This window comes from Comamonas sp. JUb58 (assembly GCF_004364775.1).
Classification (GTDB): domain Bacteria; phylum Pseudomonadota; class Gammaproteobacteria; order Burkholderiales; family Burkholderiaceae_C; genus Comamonas.
In genome coordinates this window covers 130,107-146,510 of record NZ_SOAL01000006.1, presented here as the reverse complement: position 1 = coordinate 146,510, position 16,404 = coordinate 130,107, and the positions used below count along the sequence as shown (strand labels likewise).

At 63.1% G+C, this 16,404-nt stretch carries 17 protein-coding genes; 6 read left to right on the top strand and 11 right to left on the bottom strand.

Going from position 1 to position 16,404, the window contains the following annotated elements; all coding sequences use genetic code 11:
* Positions 1-68 precede the first annotated feature (68 nt).
* Both EDF71_RS08180 and bktB read left to right on the top strand, forming a co-directional pair.
* A complete protein-coding gene (locus EDF71_RS08180) occupies positions 69-827 on the top strand; it encodes an SDR family NAD(P)-dependent oxidoreductase (RefSeq protein WP_133856091.1) in 759 nt (252 codons plus the stop codon).
* 152 nt (positions 828-979) lie between these two features.
* Complete coding sequence (gene bktB, locus EDF71_RS08175; protein WP_133856090.1) at positions 980-2,164, top strand: beta-ketothiolase BktB; 1,185 nt, start codon at positions 980-982, stop codon at positions 2,162-2,164.
* A 7-nt stretch (positions 2,165-2,171) separates the two neighbouring features.
* Here bktB and pepE read toward each other — a convergent pair whose 3' ends face one another.
* From pepE to EDF71_RS08155, 4 genes are all read right to left on the bottom strand, one after another.
* Positions 2,172-2,873, bottom strand: coding sequence for a dipeptidase PepE (pepE, locus tag EDF71_RS08170; protein WP_133856089.1), 702 nt, complete (start codon positions 2,871-2,873; stop codon positions 2,172-2,174).
* A gap of 152 nt (positions 2,874-3,025) precedes the next feature.
* Positions 3,026-3,790, bottom strand: coding sequence for a M48 family metalloprotease (locus tag EDF71_RS08165; RefSeq protein WP_243854221.1), 765 nt, complete (start codon positions 3,788-3,790; stop codon positions 3,026-3,028).
* Positions 3,791-3,902: 112 nt separating this feature from the next.
* Positions 3,903-4,883: a CysB family HTH-type transcriptional regulator gene (locus EDF71_RS08160; protein WP_133856088.1), complete on the bottom strand. Its 981-nt coding sequence runs from the start codon at positions 4,881-4,883 to the stop codon at positions 3,903-3,905.
* A 62-nt stretch (positions 4,884-4,945) separates the two neighbouring features.
* Entirely contained in the window at positions 4,946-5,992 is a 1,047-nt protein-coding gene (locus EDF71_RS08155) for a sulfate ABC transporter substrate-binding protein (protein ID WP_133856087.1), read from the bottom strand.
* Positions 5,993-6,297: 305 nt separating this feature from the next.
* Here EDF71_RS08155 and EDF71_RS08150 point away from each other — a divergent pair, with 305 nt between their 5' ends.
* Positions 6,298-6,573: an oxidative damage protection protein gene (locus EDF71_RS08150; protein WP_133856086.1), complete on the top strand. Its 276-nt coding sequence runs from the start codon at positions 6,298-6,300 to the stop codon at positions 6,571-6,573.
* 134 nt (positions 6,574-6,707) lie between these two features.
* On the opposite strand, the gene EDF71_RS08145 is transcribed toward EDF71_RS08150, so the two are convergent.
* Positions 6,708-7,130 (bottom strand): cupin domain-containing protein, encoded by a 423-nt coding sequence (locus tag EDF71_RS08145; RefSeq protein ID WP_133856085.1) that lies wholly within the window; start codon positions 7,128-7,130, stop codon positions 6,708-6,710.
* Between the two features lie 166 nt (positions 7,131-7,296).
* Here EDF71_RS08145 and EDF71_RS08140 point away from each other — a divergent pair, with 166 nt between their 5' ends.
* On the top strand, positions 7,297-8,253 hold the full coding sequence (locus EDF71_RS08140; protein ID WP_133856084.1) for a helix-turn-helix domain-containing protein: 957 nt from the start codon (positions 7,297-7,299) through the stop codon (positions 8,251-8,253).
* A 39-nt stretch (positions 8,254-8,292) separates the two neighbouring features.
* On the opposite strand, the gene EDF71_RS08135 is transcribed toward EDF71_RS08140, so the two are convergent.
* The 5 genes from EDF71_RS08135 to EDF71_RS08115 form a co-directional block, all read right to left on the bottom strand.
* The gene (locus EDF71_RS08135; RefSeq protein WP_133856083.1) at positions 8,293-8,856 is read right to left on the bottom strand and encodes a lysine decarboxylase; all 564 of its coding nucleotides are present in this window, start codon (positions 8,854-8,856) and stop codon (positions 8,293-8,295) included.
* Entirely contained in the window at positions 8,837-9,667 is an 831-nt protein-coding gene (locus EDF71_RS08130; protein ID WP_208301010.1) for an ABC transporter permease subunit, read from the bottom strand. Before EDF71_RS08130 ends, EDF71_RS08135 begins: the two co-directional genes overlap by 20 nt.
* Complete coding sequence (locus tag EDF71_RS08125; protein ID WP_133856082.1) at positions 9,664-10,746, bottom strand: extracellular solute-binding protein; 1,083 nt, start codon at positions 10,744-10,746, stop codon at positions 9,664-9,666. Before EDF71_RS08125 ends, EDF71_RS08130 begins: the two co-directional genes overlap by 4 nt.
* A 61-nt stretch (positions 10,747-10,807) precedes the next feature.
* Positions 10,808-11,836, bottom strand: a complete 1,029-nt coding sequence (locus EDF71_RS08120) for an ABC transporter ATP-binding protein (RefSeq protein ID WP_133856081.1) — start codon at positions 11,834-11,836, stop codon at positions 10,808-10,810.
* Positions 11,833-12,600 (bottom strand): ABC transporter permease subunit, encoded by a 768-nt coding sequence (locus tag EDF71_RS08115; RefSeq protein WP_133856080.1) that lies wholly within the window; start codon positions 12,598-12,600, stop codon positions 11,833-11,835. The genes EDF71_RS08120 and EDF71_RS08115 overlap by 4 nt, the downstream gene beginning before the upstream one ends.
* A gap of 161 nt (positions 12,601-12,761) precedes the next feature.
* Between EDF71_RS08115 and EDF71_RS08110 the strand changes: the two genes are divergently transcribed.
* Together EDF71_RS08110 and EDF71_RS08105 are read left to right on the top strand one after the other, a co-directional pair.
* Entirely contained in the window at positions 12,762-13,685 is a 924-nt protein-coding gene (locus EDF71_RS08110) for a LysR substrate-binding domain-containing protein (RefSeq protein ID WP_133856079.1), read from the top strand.
* 200 nt (positions 13,686-13,885) lie between these two features.
* Positions 13,886-15,085, top strand: a complete 1,200-nt coding sequence (locus EDF71_RS08105; RefSeq protein ID WP_133856078.1) for a cellulase family glycosylhydrolase — start codon at positions 13,886-13,888, stop codon at positions 15,083-15,085.
* 10 nt (positions 15,086-15,095) lie between these two features.
* On the opposite strand, the gene EDF71_RS08100 is transcribed toward EDF71_RS08105, so the two are convergent.
* Complete coding sequence (locus EDF71_RS08100) at positions 15,096-16,373, bottom strand: amidohydrolase family protein (RefSeq protein WP_133856077.1); 1,278 nt, start codon at positions 16,371-16,373, stop codon at positions 15,096-15,098.
* Positions 16,374-16,404 lie beyond the last annotated feature (31 nt).

The following is a 16,404-nucleotide window of genomic DNA, read 5'->3' as shown; positions in this document are numbered from 1 at the left end:
AGGGTGCAAGCAAGAGCCAGCGCGAAGAAATCGCCCGATTTCACTCCAACCCGTTACGATAGCTGGCTATGACTACCAAACACCTCTCCATCCTGACCGGCGGCTCGCGCGGCATGGGCCTGGCCATGGGCCAGCAACTTCTGGCCAAGGGCCACACCGTGCTGAGCATCGCACGCCGCAGCTCCAGCGAACTGGCCGCTGCCGCCCCATCGCCTGACCAGCTCATCCAGTGGGAGCAGGACCTGGGCGATACCGATGCCGCCGCTCAGCGCCTGGGCGACTGGCTGCGCAGCCTCCAGCCCGCAGACTGGGCCAGCATCACCCTGATCAACAACGCCGGAGTGATTCCGCAGATCGCCCCGCTGTCCGAGCTGGCCACGCCTGACCTGCGCAATGCACTGCGCGTGGGGCTGGAGGCGCCGATGGCGCTGACGGGGGTGTTCCTGGGCGCCACCGACAGCTGGACCGTGCCCAAGAAGGTGCTGAATGTGTCCTCCGGCCTGGGCCGCCGCCCGATGGCATCGCAGGCCGCCTACTGCACCGCCAAGGCCGGCATGGATGCCTATGCGCGCTGCGTGGCGCTGGAAGAAGCCCACAAGCCCCATGGCGCCAAGATCGTCTCGCTCGCGCCGGGCGTGATCGATACCGACATGCAGGTGCAGCTGCGCAATGCCGATGCGGGCGCCTTCCCCGATGTGGGCAACTTCAAGGGCCTGCATGAAGGCGGCAAACTCAGCAGCCCGGCCGAAGCCGGCGCCAAGGTGCTGGGCTGGCTGGACCGCGCCGACTTTGGCCAGAATGTGATCGCCGACGTCCGCGAGCCTTGAACCACGGCGCGCACCGCCGGGCCCATACCCTTATGGACTGTCACCAAGGTGCGCGCTGACCGCCTGCGGTTTGCACAGCGGCGGTCTGGCTGGCAATAATGCTGCAAGGCAACATTTGCATGCCCATTCCAACTTAAACAGGAGACCGTTCCATGTCCCGTGAAGTACTTGTCTGCAGCGCCGTGCGCACTGCCATCGGCACCTTTGGCGGCAGCCTCAAGGATGTTCCACCGACCGAGCTGGGTGCGCTGGTCGTCAAGGAGTCGCTGGCACGCGCCGGCATTGAAGGCAAGGATGTGGGCCATGTGGTCTTCGGCCACGTGGTCAACACGGAACCCAAGGACATGTACCTGAGCCGCGTGGCCGCCATCCAGGGCGGCTGCCCGCAGGAGACGCCGGCCATGAACGTCAACCGCCTCTGCGGCTCGGGCCTGCAGGCGATTGTGACGGCCAGCCAGGGCATTCTGCTGGGTGACTATGACGTGGCGATTGGTGCCGGTGCCGAGAACATGAGCCGCGCACCCTATGCCAGCACCACCAGCCGCTGGGGCGCACGCATGGGCGATTTCAAAATGATCGACATGATGACCGGCGCGCTGCACGACCCCTTCCACAATATCCACATGGGCGTGACCGCCGAAAATGTGGCCAAGGAATTTGGTGTCAGCCGCGATGACCAGGACCAACTGGCCTTGAGCAGCCACCAGCGCGCCGAGCAGGCCTGGGCAGAAAACCGCTTTGCCGGCCAGATCGTGCCGGTCATCCTGAAAAGCAAGAAGGGTGACATCAGCTTTGACAAGGACGAGCACTTCCGCGCCGGCGCCAAGATCGAAGACTTTCAGAAGATGAAGCCCGTCTTCATCAAGGAAGATGGTACGGTTACCGCCGCCAATGCCTCCGGCATCAACGACGCCGCAGCCGCCGTGGTGCTGATGGAAGCCGCCGCCGCCCAAGCGCGTGGCGCCAAGCCGCTCGCCCGTCTGGTGGGCTATGCCCATGCCGGCGTGGATCCCAAGATCATGGGCATTGGCCCAGTGCCAGCGTCCAAGGCCGTGCTGGCCAAGACCGGCCTCAAGCTGGACCAGATGGATGTCATCGAAGCCAATGAAGCCTTTGCAGCACAAGCCTGCGCGGTGACCAAGGGCCTGGGTGCCGACCCGGCCAAGGTCAACCCCAATGGTTCGGGCATTTCGCTGGGCCACCCGATTGGTGCCACCGGTGCGATCATCACCGTCAAGGCCATCCATGAGCTGCACCGCACCGGTGGCCGCTATGCACTGGTCACCATGTGCATTGGTGGCGGCCAGGGCATTGCCGCCATCTTTGAGCGCGTCTAAGTAAGCCTTAAAGCGCCAGCGCAGTCCCCACGGGCAAGTCCTCAACCGGCTTGCCCGCCGCAAAGCGCTTGGCCGCAAACTGCCCCGCCACCTCAGCCTGGCCGCCCTGCACGCGCAGCCAGCTGCCTTCGGGCAATGCGACCACCTGCTTGTCCGGGTTGGCGATCAAGAACTCCGCCAGGCGCTGGTCGCGCGTTTCGCCCTGGTGGCCGGGCGGCAGGCTGTTGTTGTAGTGCGGGTTAATGCAGAACGGCACCAGGCCCAGCGCGCCAAAGCCTTGGGGGTCGACGATCGGCATGTCATTGGTGGTGTTGATCGTCAGGCCCGCCAGATTGGCGCCAGCACTCCAACCGGTGTACGACATGCGGCCCGAGCGCACCGCATCGCCGATGCGCACCAGCCAGCCCCGCTTGCGGCATTCAGCCAGCAGCTGGAAGGTATTGCCGCCGCCGACGATGATGGCCTGAATATCTCCAGCCAAGAACTGGCCCAGGGCATCATCCTGGTGCGCGCCCACCAGCTGCACGCCGGTGTGTGCAATGGCCGCCTGCACCTGAGCGCAGTAATCATCCCAGCTGAGGCTGACCCCAGCAAAGGGCACAAACAATGCTTTTTGCAGGCCCTGCATCTGGGCTGCCAGCGCATCGCGGCAAAAAGTCAGGTAGCCGCCATCGGGGGCACGGGAGTTGCTCAACAACAGTAACTGCATAACATCTCTTGGAGTTGGGCAGCCAGCATAGCAGCCCGCGCTGTGCAGCAAGGTCGCAGAGGCACCGGCGGCAGGCCCCTCCGCGAGGTGCAGACGCAAAAAAGGACTGGTCAGCTGCCTTGCAGCCTGCCAGTCCTTGGTGTTGCGGAGGTTTACTTGCCGCTGTCCAGGCGTGCCTGCATCGCCTTGGCGCGGGCTTCCGACGGGGGGTGCGAATCCATCAAGGAGCCGCCGCCACCGCCGCTCAACTTGGCCAGCTTCTGGAAGGCCGTGACAAGGCCCTTGCGTTCCATCTTTTGCTTGGTGAGCAGGTCAAAGGAGTAGTTGTCGGCGGCAGACTCGTTGGACTGCGAGAACTGCGCATGGATGAACTTTTCACCCAACTCACCCGCTTGCGAGCTCGACAGCGATGCCAGGGTGGCATTGCCGCTGCTTGCAGCGATTTGGCGCGCAGCCGATGTGGCATAAGCGGTTTGCATGCGGCGCTTGCTGTGGCCCAGGGCCACGTGGCCGATTTCATGGCCGATCACGCCGCGCAGTTCGTCGTCGTTCATCAGGTCCATCAGGCCGCTGTAGACGCGGATGCAGCCATTGGCCATGGCCCAGGCATTCACATCGCTGGTCAGGTACACCTTGTAGTCGGCCTTCTTGCCTTCCACTTCTTGCGGCATGTTGGCCACGACCTTGGCCAGGCGCTGGCTGTATTTGTTGTTCGCGGGTGCGAGCTTGTTTTGCTGGTCCAGCGCAGCGCAGGATTCATTGGACAAGGCCACGACATCGCCATCGGTCAATGTCATGGCCTTCATCGCTGTGGAGCCAGAATCCATCAGACCGCTCAGGTTGCCCGCGTCCATGGTCTTGCAGCCAGCCAAGGCCATGGCTGCGACCAGACCCGTGAGCATCAAAGTTTTGCGCATTCGCTATCTCCTCATCTACACGTTGAAAACGTGCATCATAGCTTGCGCATATTGAAAACTTTGTTTCTATTCTTGTCAGCCGGGGTCCCGTCGCTATGTCAGTGCCAGCCGTTCAGGCGGCTTTTTGCGCTGTGGCAGCCGCTGCTGGCTCGTCGGGCGCGGTGGCAGAAACCGCCTGCAACACCACCTCGCGCTTCAAGGTGGGCACAAAGCTTTCGATGAACTGCAGCGCATAGGCGCGCAGCCAGACCCCCTTGCGCAGTGCAATGCGGGTGGTGTTGACCTTGAACAAATGCCCGGCATCGATGGCGCGCAGATTGCGGTCGCGCTCCTCGTCAAAGGCGATCGAGGCCACGATGCCAATGCCCATGCCCAGCTCGACATAGGTCTTGATCACGTCGGCGTCCATGGCGGTCAGCACCACATTGGGCGTCACCTCGGCGGCGGCAAAGGATTCATCGATGTGCGAGCGGCCGGTATAGCCCTGCTCATAGGTGATGATCGGAAAGCGCACCAGCGACTGCAGGGTCAGCGGGCGGCCGGATTCCTGCTGGGCCAGCAAGGGGTGGCCTGGCGGCACGACGACCGAGTGGGTCCAGCGGTAGCCCGGCAAGGTGGCCAGGCTGGCATAGCCGGTCAAGGCCTCGGTGGCCACGCCGATATCGGCCGCGCCGCTCAGCAGCATCTCGGCCACCTGGCGCGGTGAGCCCTGGTGCAGGTGCAGGGCCACATCGGGAAACTGCTCGCGGAAATCACGCACCACCAGTGGCAGCGCATAGCGGGCCTGCGAGTGGGTGGCGGCAATGCTCAGCTGGCCGCTGCGGCTGGCATGGAAATCGGCACCGGCGCGGCGCAGGTTTTCGGACTCCAGCAGCAAGCGGTCCACGATCGGCAAAATGGCTTCACCCGGCGGGGTCAGCCCGGTCAGGCGCTTGCCGGCGCGGATGAAGATATCCACGCCCAGCTCGTCTTCCAGTTCGCGGATCTGGCGGCTCACGCCTGGCTGCGAGGTATAGAGCACATGCGCCACCTCGGTCAGGTTGTAGCCATTGCGGGCGGCCTCACGCACGGCCCGCAGTTGCTGAAAATTCATAACATTCACCTTTTGGGAACAAGCCGCCAGGGGTTACCCGGCGGCTTGTTCAGCGTCCTTGCTTATTTCTTGGTGTAGATCTGGTCAAAGCTGCCGCCATCGGCAAAGTGCGCAGCATCTGCCTTGGTCCAGCCACCAAAGGCTTCGTCGATGGTGAAGAGCTTCAGAGTAGCGAACTGGCTGGCGTACTTGGCCTTGGCTGCTTCGGCCGTGGGGCGGTAGAAGTTGCGGCCGGCAATGTCCTGGCCTTCATCCGAGTACAGGTACTGCAGGTAGGCATCGGCAATCTTGCGGGTGCCGCGCTTGTCCACCACCTTGTCCACCACGGTCACAGTGGGCTCGGCCAGGATCGACAGCGAAGGCGTCACGATCTCGAACTTCTCGGGGCCAAATTCCTTCAGCGCCAGGTAGGCCTCGTTCTCCCAGGCCAGCAGCACATCGCCCTGGCCGCGCTGCACAAAGGTCACGGTCGAGCCGCGCGCGCCGGTATCGAGAATCGGCACATTCTTGAACAGCTTGCTGATGTAGTCCTTGGCACCGGCTTCACCGCCGTAGGTGCGTTTGCCAAATTCCCAGGCAGCCAGGTAGTTCCAGCGTGCGCCGCCGCTGGTTTTGGGGTTGGGGGTGATCACCTTCACATCGGGCTTGATCAGATCGCCCCAGTCCTTGATGCCCTTGGGGTTGCCCTTCTTGACCAGGAACACAATGGTCGAGGTGTAAGGCGCGCTGTTGAGCGGCAGGCGCTTTTGCCAATCGGCCGGCACCAGCTGGCCGTGCTTGTTCAGTGCATCGATGTCACCGGCCAGTGCAAGGGTGGCCACATCGGCTTCAATGCCGTCAATGATGGCGCGCGCCTGCTTGCCCGAGCCGCCATGCGACTGCTTGATGGTCACGGTCTGGCCGGTCGTGTCCTTCCAGTGCTTGGCAAAAGCCTGGTTGAACTGGTTGTAGAGCTCACGGGTCGGGTCATAGGACACATTGAGCAAGGTCACTGGGGCGGGTGCCTGGGCATGGGCTGCGCCGCTAAAAACGGCAGGCGCAAGCGCCATCAGAGACGCGACTGCGGCTGCGGCTATCGGAAACTTGATAAAGTGGCGGCGTTGTTGCATGGAACACTTTCAGAATGGCAAAAGTCGTAGGGCTAGAGGCCTGAACACATTCTGAAACGCAGCCATAAAAACTCAAACTACTATTAATTCAGTTTTTTATGACTGAAACTTATTAACAAGACGCGAAAACGCATCGCCGGGCCCGGTTTCGGGGCTGGCAAGGCAGGAGGCTCACCCGCACCCAAACCCTGGTTGGTGGTGCGGACAAAGCAGGCACAGCTTGGCAAGCGCCAGCAGACTGCGGCAGCATCGGGCGAGCACCCTGCCAGTGCAACAGCGTCAACCCAACGAAGGAAGCATCTCCCATGGCACGTATGGTCAACTGCGTCAAACTGCACAAAGAAGCCGAGGGCCTCGACTTTCCCCCCTACCCTGGTGAGCTGGGCAAGCGCCTCTGGGAAAACGTCAGCAAGGAAGCCTGGGCTGGCTGGCTCAAGCACCAGACCATGCTGGTCAACGAAAACCGCCTGAATCTGGCCGATCAGCGGGCCCGCCAGTACCTGGCGCGCCAGATGGAAAACCATTTCTTCGGCGAAGGCGCCGATGCCGCCGCCGGCTACGTGCCACCTACGGCGGATTGATTCCAGACTTATAAAAGTACAAGCCCGGGACAAGTTCCAGGCACAAAAAAATGGCAGCCTAGGCTGCCATTTTTTATGTCCCAACGCGATGGACGCACTGCCAGGGCAGTAAATCATCCATCAGTGGAAATATATTATTTAGTCACCAAATCAAAACCACCGCTTTGGTATTGGAACAGCAGGCAGTTCATACCCGCCACGCAACCGCTTTCATGGACCAGGCCCGCGGGCAAATCGTAGAAAGAACCCGCAGGGTATTCGGTGCGCTTGCCATCAATCACCGCATAGAACGTGCCTTGCACCACCACGGTAGGCAGCGACTTGGTATGGTGGTGGGTGGGGTTGTCACGGCCTGCGGGGAATAGCACAAAGGCCTCGTAGGGGCCGTTGCCCGTCAGACTGCCACGCACATTGGCATACATGATGCCGTTCGAACCGGTCAGTTCGGTCCACTTGAGCTGGGACACCGGAACCGAGACCAGACCATCCGCAGCGCCAGCCGCGCAGGCGATCAACGAAGAGGTGGCCAGAACGGCGGCAGCGATGGAAAACTTCATCATTAACTCCTTGCATTAAAAGATTGAATAACTTCCTCGATTAAGGCTTTTAGGATTTCGCGTTGGCCTGAATCGATGGCTCTATTCTGTTTATTCCCCCAAAATGCAAAAGTAGCCAAATAGACAAGTTGCGCTAAGATCCGGCCAAATCCACCGATTCAACGCCATGCACACGATCGCTGTTATTGCCTACGACGGGATCAGCCCCTTCCATTTGTCCGTCCCCTGCATCGTGTTTGGGGACGATTTGCTGCGTCTGGGCGCACCGCGCTATGCGCTCCAGGTCTGCGCTGAGCGCCCTGGCGCTGTGTCCACGCTGTCCGGATTCGCGATTCAGGTCGAGCACGACCTGGCAGCGCTGGAGCAGGCCGATACGGTCATCATTCCGTCCTGGAGTTCACCCGAGGCGCTGCCCTCTGCCGCCATGCTGGTCGCGCTGCAGCAGGCGCATGCGCGCGGCGCGCGCGTCGTAGGCCTGTGTCTGGGCACCTTTGTGCTGGCCCAGGCCGGGCTGCTGCAAGGCCGCTCGGCCTCCACGCACTGGGCCTGGGCCGATGATTTCGCCAAGGACCACCCCGACGTCAAGCTGGACCGCCATGCGCTCTACACCGACGACGGCAATATCACCACCTCGGCCGGCACGGCTGCCGCCATTGACTGCTGCCTGCACCTGATCCGCCTGGACCATGGCGCAGAAATCGCCAACCGCGTGGCACGCCGCCTGGTCGTTGCGCCGCACCGCCACGGCAACCAGTCGCAGTACATCGAGATGCCGCTGTCCGAAACCGAGCGCCCGGATGCCGTCTCCGCCGCACTGGACTGGGCCATGGCCCACCTCAACGAGCCCATCAATGTCGAGCAACTGGCCCAGAAGGCCCATATGAGCCCGCGCAACTTCAGCCGCCATTTCAAGCGCAAGACCGGCGCCACCATCGTGCAATGGCTGCTGCACCAACGCCTGGCCGTCGCACAGCGCCTGCTGGAACGCGGCGATGGCTCCATCGACCAGGTGGCAGAGACGGCAGGTTTTGGTTCCACCGTGTCATTTCGCCTGCAGTTCAGGCGGATGTTTTCGATTTCGCCGGCGAGCTATAGAAAGCAGTTCTTGCACCGGGAGGGGTAGGCGCCCTCCCGGCCACATTGGCGGCGTTCAGCCCGGCATTCAGGCAGACGCAGCATCGCCCAACAGGCAGTCCACGACGCAGCCCAGCATCTGCTGCACATCTGCCACCTCCACCGCGCCGGGCAAGGACAGCTCGCCGTGCAGCACGAACACCGGGCGCTCCCACTTCAGGCCCAGGGCCATCTCGGAGAGCGTTCCCATGTTGTAGCCCACGGCGACCAGGCACAGGGCGCTGCGCGCAATCAGGGCATTGCGCATTTCGCCGATGCCCGTGGGCAAGGCCACGCTGAGATAGGGATTCGCATTGCGCTCGTCCTCCTCGGGCAGAATGCCGATGGCGACCCCGCCCACTTCGGTAGCGCCTTGCGAGGCGGCAGCCATCACACCGCCACGCCCCCCGCACACAATCGCCATGCCGGCAGCGGCCAGCGCGCGGGCGATCAGGCGTGCATCGGCGTAGACCTGGCCATCGGCATCACCCGGGCCGATCACCCCGACCGGCCGACGGTGGCGCGCCGGGCTGGCTTGGCGCTGGGCCAGCCGCCGCAGCGCCTCGGTCAGCCCGGGCGGCAAGCCCAGGGCCTCAATGTGATCCTGCTGCATGTTGTTCACGTTGGCGTGCAATCGCGTCTCCCAATCCCATGACGATGACGCACAGCGCCATCAAAAGCAATGACAAGGCGGATGCGACGCTCAGGTCCGATCCGCCATCGCTGACCTGTGCAAACAGCATCAGCGGAAGAATGTTCAGCTGTGTCCCCACCAGCGCCAGTGCCGTGCCGTAGGTGCCCATCGCAATGGCAGCCACCAGGCAGGCGTTGGACACCACCGATGGCGCCACCTCGGCCACCACCGTGTCGCGGAACGCGCGCCAGCGCGTGGCGCCCAAGGTACGCGCCGCCAGCATGGGCCGCAGGTCGAGGTTGGCAAACACCGGGTAGAGCGACAGCGCCACGCGGGGCACAAGGTAGTAGGCATAGGCGCAGCCCAGGCCGACCGTGCCATAGATCCAGCTGCCCACGGCAGCGCCGTCAAAGCCCAGCGCCACCAGCAGCTGTGTGACAAAGCCCGAGCGCCCAAAGGCCAGGATGAAGCCATAGGCGATCACCAAGCCCGAGAAGGCCAGCGGCAGTCCTAGCAAGGTCATCATCCAGCGGCGGCGCTGCAGCGGTTGGCGCCCCAGCTCAATGGCGATCACCGTGCCGACCAGGCCAGAGACAGCACCGGCGGTCAGGCCCAGCACCAAGGTGTTCAGCACGGCCCGGCCCAGCAGTGGATTGCTCCACAAGCGGGCAAAGGCGCTGCCGCCGTCCGTCATGGCCTCGGGCACCAGCGATGCCAGGGGCAGCACAAAGAACAGCGCCATGAAGCACCAGGCAGGCCAGGCGCCGAAACGGCGGATCCAACCGCTCATGAGCGTCCCAGCGTGGCCTGCGCCCAGAGCTGGTCGATCTCTGCCTTCTTGGCCGAGGCCTTGATGACATCGAGCGGACGGATCTGCGCTGCCGCCGGCAGCTTGCTGGCCACATCGTCGGGCAACTTGACGCCTGGCACCGCAGGACGCACAAAGCCCTTGGCAAACAGCTGCTGGCCGGCCTCGCTCATGATGAAGTTCAGCCACAGCTTGCCGGCGTTCGGGTTGGGGCCGCCCTTCACCAGGCTGATGGCATACGGTGCAGCCACGCTGGCTTCCTTGGGGATGACGACCTCGCAGGCATCGCCCATGCCATCGCTATGCTTGGCCTTGAGGCCATCGTTCTCGTAGCCGATCCAGATGGGGATCTCGCCCTTGATGAACTTGGCATAGGGGGTGGTGCCCTCCACGCGCTGCACATTGCCGGCGGCATGCAGTTTGCCCAGGTAGTCCGTGCCGGGCTTGACGTTGTCCACGCTGCCACCGTTGCCATAGGCTGCGGCCAAGGTCAGCACTTGGCCCACACCGGCACTGCGCGGGTCCAGGTAGGTCACGCTGTTCTTGTACTCGGGCTTGAGCAGGTCGGCCCAGCCGGTGGGCACATTCTTGACCAGCTTCTTGTTCACCAGGAAGGCGATGTTCAAGGTATGGATGGTGAACCAGCGCCCTTCCGCCTCGCGGAACACCTCGGGCAGCTTGTCGAAGTGGATGGGCTTGAACGGCGCCACCACATCCTTCTTCGCGGCATCGACGGCCGAGGCCGCAAAGTAGTACGCGGTGTCTGCCTGGGGGCGGCGGCGCATCTTCTCCAGTGCGACCACGGTGGCGGCCGATCCCAGGTCGTTGTAGCTCAGCTCAACATCGGGGTAGCGCTTCTTGAACTCGGCGAACAAGGCCTTCCAATTGGCCCATTCCGGGCCGGTGTCGAAGGACACGCAGAAACCTTCTTTTTTGGCCAGCTCGTAGAGTTCTTTTTCTCCGGCATAGAGCTCCGCCCCCCCTTGTGCCCAGGATGTGCGCTGGACCAGGGCTGCCAGGGGCAAAGCAGCAGCGGCTTGGATGAGATGTCGGCGTTGCATAGCGGTGTTCCTTCGTTGAAAAAGTACGGTGTCGGTGTGGTGTTGAACGGATGTGCGGTGCTTAGGCATCCAGCAGGCGAATGTGCTCGGGTGCGATGGCAATGGCCCGGCCTGCCGGCTGCCGGCCCTCGGCCAGGAAAGCGCGGGGTGCGCCCTCCACTGCAAAGTCATAGCGCGTGAGCGATCCCAGATAGCGGCAGGCGCCCGGACGCCCCTGCAACGTATTGGTCTGCCCGGGCTGCGGGTCTGGCTCGACGTGCTCGGGGCGGATCAGCGCATGCACCTTCTGCCCGGGGCGATAGCTGCCGGTGGGCACGGACAGCTCGGCAAAGCCAAAGTCCACGCGGCCGCTGGAGGCCACCTGCCCTTCCAAAATGGTGGAGAGCCCGACGAACTCCGCCACGGCGCGGCAGTTCGGCATTTCGTAGATGTCCTTGGGCGTGGCGATCTGCAGCAGCCGCCCTTCCTTGAGCACCGCCACGCGGTCGGCCATGGCCAGCGCCTCTTCCTGGTCGTGGGTGACCAGCAAGGTCGTGGCACCAAACTGCTGTTGCAGTGCACGGACCTGGTCGCGCAGATGGCCGCGTACGCTGGCATCCAGCGCAGACAACGGCTCGTCCAGCAGCAGCGCACGCGGATCGATGGCCAGCGCACGCGCCAGCGCCACCCGCTGCTGCTGCCCGCCAGAGAGCTGCTGCACACCGCGCTGCGCAAAATCCGAGAGGCCCACCACTTCGAGCAGCTCTGCTGCCCGGACATGGCGCTGTGCGGCTGGCATCTTGCGCAGCGCCAGCCCGTAGGCCACGTTGTCCCGCACCGACAGGTGCGGAAACAGCGCATAGCTCTGGAACACCATGCCAATACCGCGCTGGTGCACCGGCGTGCCCGCCATGTCCTGGCCAGCCAGTGCGATGCGGCCCTGGTAGCCGGTCTCCAGCCCCGCAACCAGCTTGAGCAAGGTGGACTTGCCCGAGCCACTGGGGCCGATCACCGCCACCAGCTCGCCCTGGCCAATGTCGAAGGACACCTCGTGCAGCCCTTGCTGGCTGCCGGGGTAGCGGTAACTGACGTTCTGGAAAGTCAGGCTCATGGGGATTTACGCAAAAGAGAAGAAGACAGCAGTGCGGCCAGGCTGGCCAGCAGCAGCAGGATCACCGTGGCCGCGCAGGCAAAGCCGGTTGCGCCATAGAAGGCCTGCAGCAGCACCACCGGATAGGTGCGGTTCTGGAAACCGACCAGCAGATTGGAGAGGTTGAACTCCCCGATCGATAGCGCCGCCACCATCACCAGCCCGGATAGCATGCTCTGGCGCAGGCTCGGCAGCACGATGCCGCTGAAGCGCTGCCATTCGCCGGCCCCCAAGGTGGCGGCCGCCTGCTCCAGCCGCTCGATGCCGAGGTGGCGCAGGTCGGTCAGCAAGGTGTTGGTGAGATAAGGCAGGGTTGCAATCACATGCGCGGCGATCAGCAGCGGTGTGCTGCCCAGCCAGGGCAAGGTGTCGGTGTTGAAGACAATCATGTAGCCGAAGCCCAGCGTGATGGCGGGCACCGCCACCGGCATGGCGCTCACGATGCGGGCTGCAAAGGCGCGGCCACGCGTTGCACCCTGGTGCAGGGAATAGGCCAGCGGCAGCGCCAGCACCGCGTTGATCGCGCAGGTGGACAGCGCCACCACCAGGCTGGAGATGAAGCCCTTGCGGAACGACGGGTCGGTCCACAGCTGCATGTACCACTGGCCGGTAAAGCCGGAGGGCAGCAGTGAGTTGGTCCAGTTCTGCCCAAAGCTGCCTACGGCCAACAAGGCCATCGGCAGCAGCAGATACAGGCCATAGACGATGGCAATGCCACGAACCATCTTGTCTCCCAATTAAAAACGGATACTTTCCTTTTCAGACACGTTAGTGTAGCGATCGGGCCTTATATTGGTATTGCATTGCTGTGACAATGCGGCTCCATGATTGAATTAATGGAAAGTGTTCTCGCAACTTTTCATCAACAAAACCGCTGACTGACACTATGAAACGGGACTGCCCCACCATCCAGGAACTGCTCGCGCTCGACGCCGTAGCCCGCCATTCCAGCCTGACCCTGGCCGCCTCCTCGCTGTGTGTGACCACCAGCGCGGTGAGCAAGCAGATTGCCTCGCTGGAAAGCTTTCTGGGCACCGCCCTGCTGCAAAAAGTGGGGCGCGGCGTCGAGCTCACGCCCGTTGGCCGCAGTTACTGGCTCAAGATCACCGGCAGCCTGCGCAGCCTCGAAACCGCTACCTACGAGGTACGCGCCGGCGCAGACACCAATGTGTTGACCCTCAGCTGCGTGCCGACCTTTTTCACCCGCTGGCTCATTCCCCGTCTGCCCCGCTTTCGCCAGGCCCACCCGCGCGCCACGCTCAGCTTCAGCCGCCATCTCGCGCCGCTGGAGAACCTGCCGGCCCATGTCGATGCCGCCATCCGCTACAACCCTGCTGACTATGCCGGCGTGGTCAACGAATACATAGCAGGACGCGAGTTCGTGGTGATCGCCTCCAACGAACTGATGCAGGGCCTGCACAAGATCCAGGACCCCGCCGACGTGATATCGCACACCTTGCTGCACCATGAAGAAGCCCAGGGCGCCTGGTCCCAATGGGCTGCAGCCCATGGCATCACCCACCAACTGCTGATCGCGGGCCCACGCTTTGCGCAGTACTCGGCCTTGATCCAAGCGGCGCGCTGTGGGCTGGGCATCGCCTTTGTTCCCCTCATCCTTGTCGAAGACGAACTGGCCGAGGGCGTGCTGGTCACGCCATTCGAGGGCAGCACCGCCGTTGAGCATGGTCACTACCTGTGCTACCGGCCCGATCGCATGCAGTTTCCCGCTTTTGCGCAGCTGCGGCAATGGCTGCTGGGCGAAGGTGGCAGCCAGGAACCTGTTCCAACTTCGCCAACACCGTTAGCGTAGACAAAATCTTCCAGCTTTCGCAGTACCAACGGGAGGACGAAGCCATTGTGTGAGCAAACGCAGGGGTTGGGCCAGACGCAATATCTCGAAAAACGGCCCACAACGGCGACCAAGCCTGTTGCAAACAGAAATCAATCAAGGTGATGCCAGTGATAGCATCACCCACATCTCCAGCCACCGGCCACCAGCGCCCTGCTCCGATGTTCAAGATCTCTGTACCCAGCTTCGCCCTAGCCCTGGCGCTATCCGCATCTGTGCAAGCGGCCGACCACGCGTCCTTTTGGACCCACACCCAACGGGGTGGCAACAGCTTTAACCGCCTGCCGCCGGATGCCAGCTACTACGAAGCGCTGCGCGGATATGGCGCCAGCTGGGTGCGGCTGTCGTATGACAAATGGAAGCCCGAGCAGCGTGACTTCCTGATGGGCAATGCCGATGATTACCAGCGCCTGTCCGCCGTGGATCTGGCCACCTTAAAGGCAGCGGTGGCCAAGGCCGATGCGGCTGGGTTGAAGGTGGTGATTGCACCGCTGTCACTGCCGCTGTCGCGCTGGTCGCAAAACAACCAGGGGAAGTTTGACGACCGCATCTGGCAGGACAAGGCGCACTGGAAAGCCGCAGGCCAGTTTTGGCAAGACCTCGCCCGCGCCTTGAAGGACACGTCCGGCATTGCGGCCTACAACCTGATCAACGAACCCGCGCCCGAGAAACAAGGCGGCCTGCCCGAGCATGCCAGCCCAGCGGACATGCGGGCCTGGTATGCCAAGGCTAAAGGCGGCTCACGCGATTTACTCGCCTTCTATAACTACCTGATTGCCCAGGTCCGCGCCGTCGACCCGGACACGCCCATCATGGTGGATGCCGGCTGGTATGGCGCGGCCGATGCCTTCACCTACTGGCCCGAAGCACTAGAGGACAAACGGGTGCTGTACAGCTTTCACATGTACGAGCCCTACCAGGCCACCAGCGGCCCCAACCTGAAGCGCAAGCAGCCCTACCGATACCCGGGCGAAGTGCCGTTTGCCGGCAAGACACAGCCCTGGAACCAGCAGCGCGTGGCCCAGTACCTGGATGCCGTCAACAGTTGGGCGCGCTCCTTGTCAATCCCGCCCGAGCAGATAGTGATGGGCGAGTTTGGCTGCGTGCGCATGCTCGACAGCTGCAGCCAGTACCTGGACGATGTGCTTTCCTATGCCGAGGACAAGCGCTACCACTGGGCCTTCTACAGCTTTCGCGAAGATGCCTGGGACGCCATGGACTACGAACTGGGCCAGGCCAAGGTGCATTGGCGCTACTGGGATGCGATGGAAAAGAACCAACCCGACCCGGTGAAGCGCAGCGCGACACCGGAGTTCGAGCCCATCCGCAAGCGCCTGCAACAGCGCTTGCAGCCGCGCTGAAAGCTGCCGATTAGCGTGCACTCAGCAACGTAGTGCTGCCCGGGCGCCCTGGCACATTCAAGGTGGCCACCGGTGCCGGCGTGCTGGCAATGCGCTGGCCACGGCGCCATACGCCCAGGCGCGTGGCCTTCAGGCGCAGGGCCTCCACCGGGTCCTTGGCATGCAGCAGCACAAAGTCGGCATGGGCACCCTTTTCAATGCCATAGCCTTGCAGGCCCAGCAAGCGCGCGGGGTTCAGGGTGATGGCATCAAAGCATTGCTGCATGCCGGCGCGGCTGGTCATCTGTGCCACATGCAGGCCCATGTTCGCCACATCCAGCGCATCGCCCGATCCCAGGCTGTACCAGGGGTCCATCACGCAGTCATGGCCAAAGGCAACGGTCAGGCCGGCGGCCATCAGCTCGGGCACGCGCGTCATGCCCCGGCGCTTGGGGTAAGTGTCATGGCGGCCTTGGATCGTGATGTTGATCAAGGGGTTGCTGACAACGCCCAGTTGCGCCTCGGCCATCAAGGCCATCAGCTTGCTGACGTAGTAGTTGTCCATGCTGTGCATGGAGGTCAGGTGCGAACCAGTCACGCGGCCATGCAGGCCCAGGCGCTGCGTATGGTAGGCCAGGGTCTCGACATGGCGCGACATCGGGTCGTCCGACTCGTCGCAGTGCATGTCCACCAACTTGCCGCGCTCGGCCGCCAGTTCGCAGAGAATGCGCACGCTCTCGGCGCCATCAGCCATGGTGCGCTCAAAGTGCGGAATGCCGCCAACGACATCGACGCCCAGGTCGAGCGCGCGCTTGAGGTTGTCCAGCCCGCCTGGTGTGCGCAGCACGCCATCTTGCGGAAAGGCCACCAGCTGCAGGTCGATATACGGCGCCACGCGCTTTTGCACATCAAGCATGGCTTCGACCGGCAGCAGGCTGGGGTCGCTGGTATCCACATGGCTGCGGATAGCCAGAAGGCCGCGCGCCACTGCCCAGTCGCAGTAGGCCAAGGCGCGTTCGACCAGCGCCTCATGCGTCAGCTGGGGCTTGAGTTCGCCCCAGAGCGCAATGCCTTCGAGCAAGGTGCCGCTTTCGTTGACACGCGGGATGCCGTAGCTCAGGGTGGCATCCATGTGGAAGTGCGGGTCCACAAAGGGTGGGCTCAGCAGCAGGCCCTGGGCGTCCACCACCTCGGCAGCGGGCGCCTGCAGGCCCTCGCTGACCTCGGCAATCTTGCCGTCCTGCACAGCGACCGACATGTTCTTGCGGCCATCGGGCAGGCTGGCATTGTGAATCAATAAATCAAGCATTTTTTATCCTTTGTAGGCAGGCCAGGGCCTG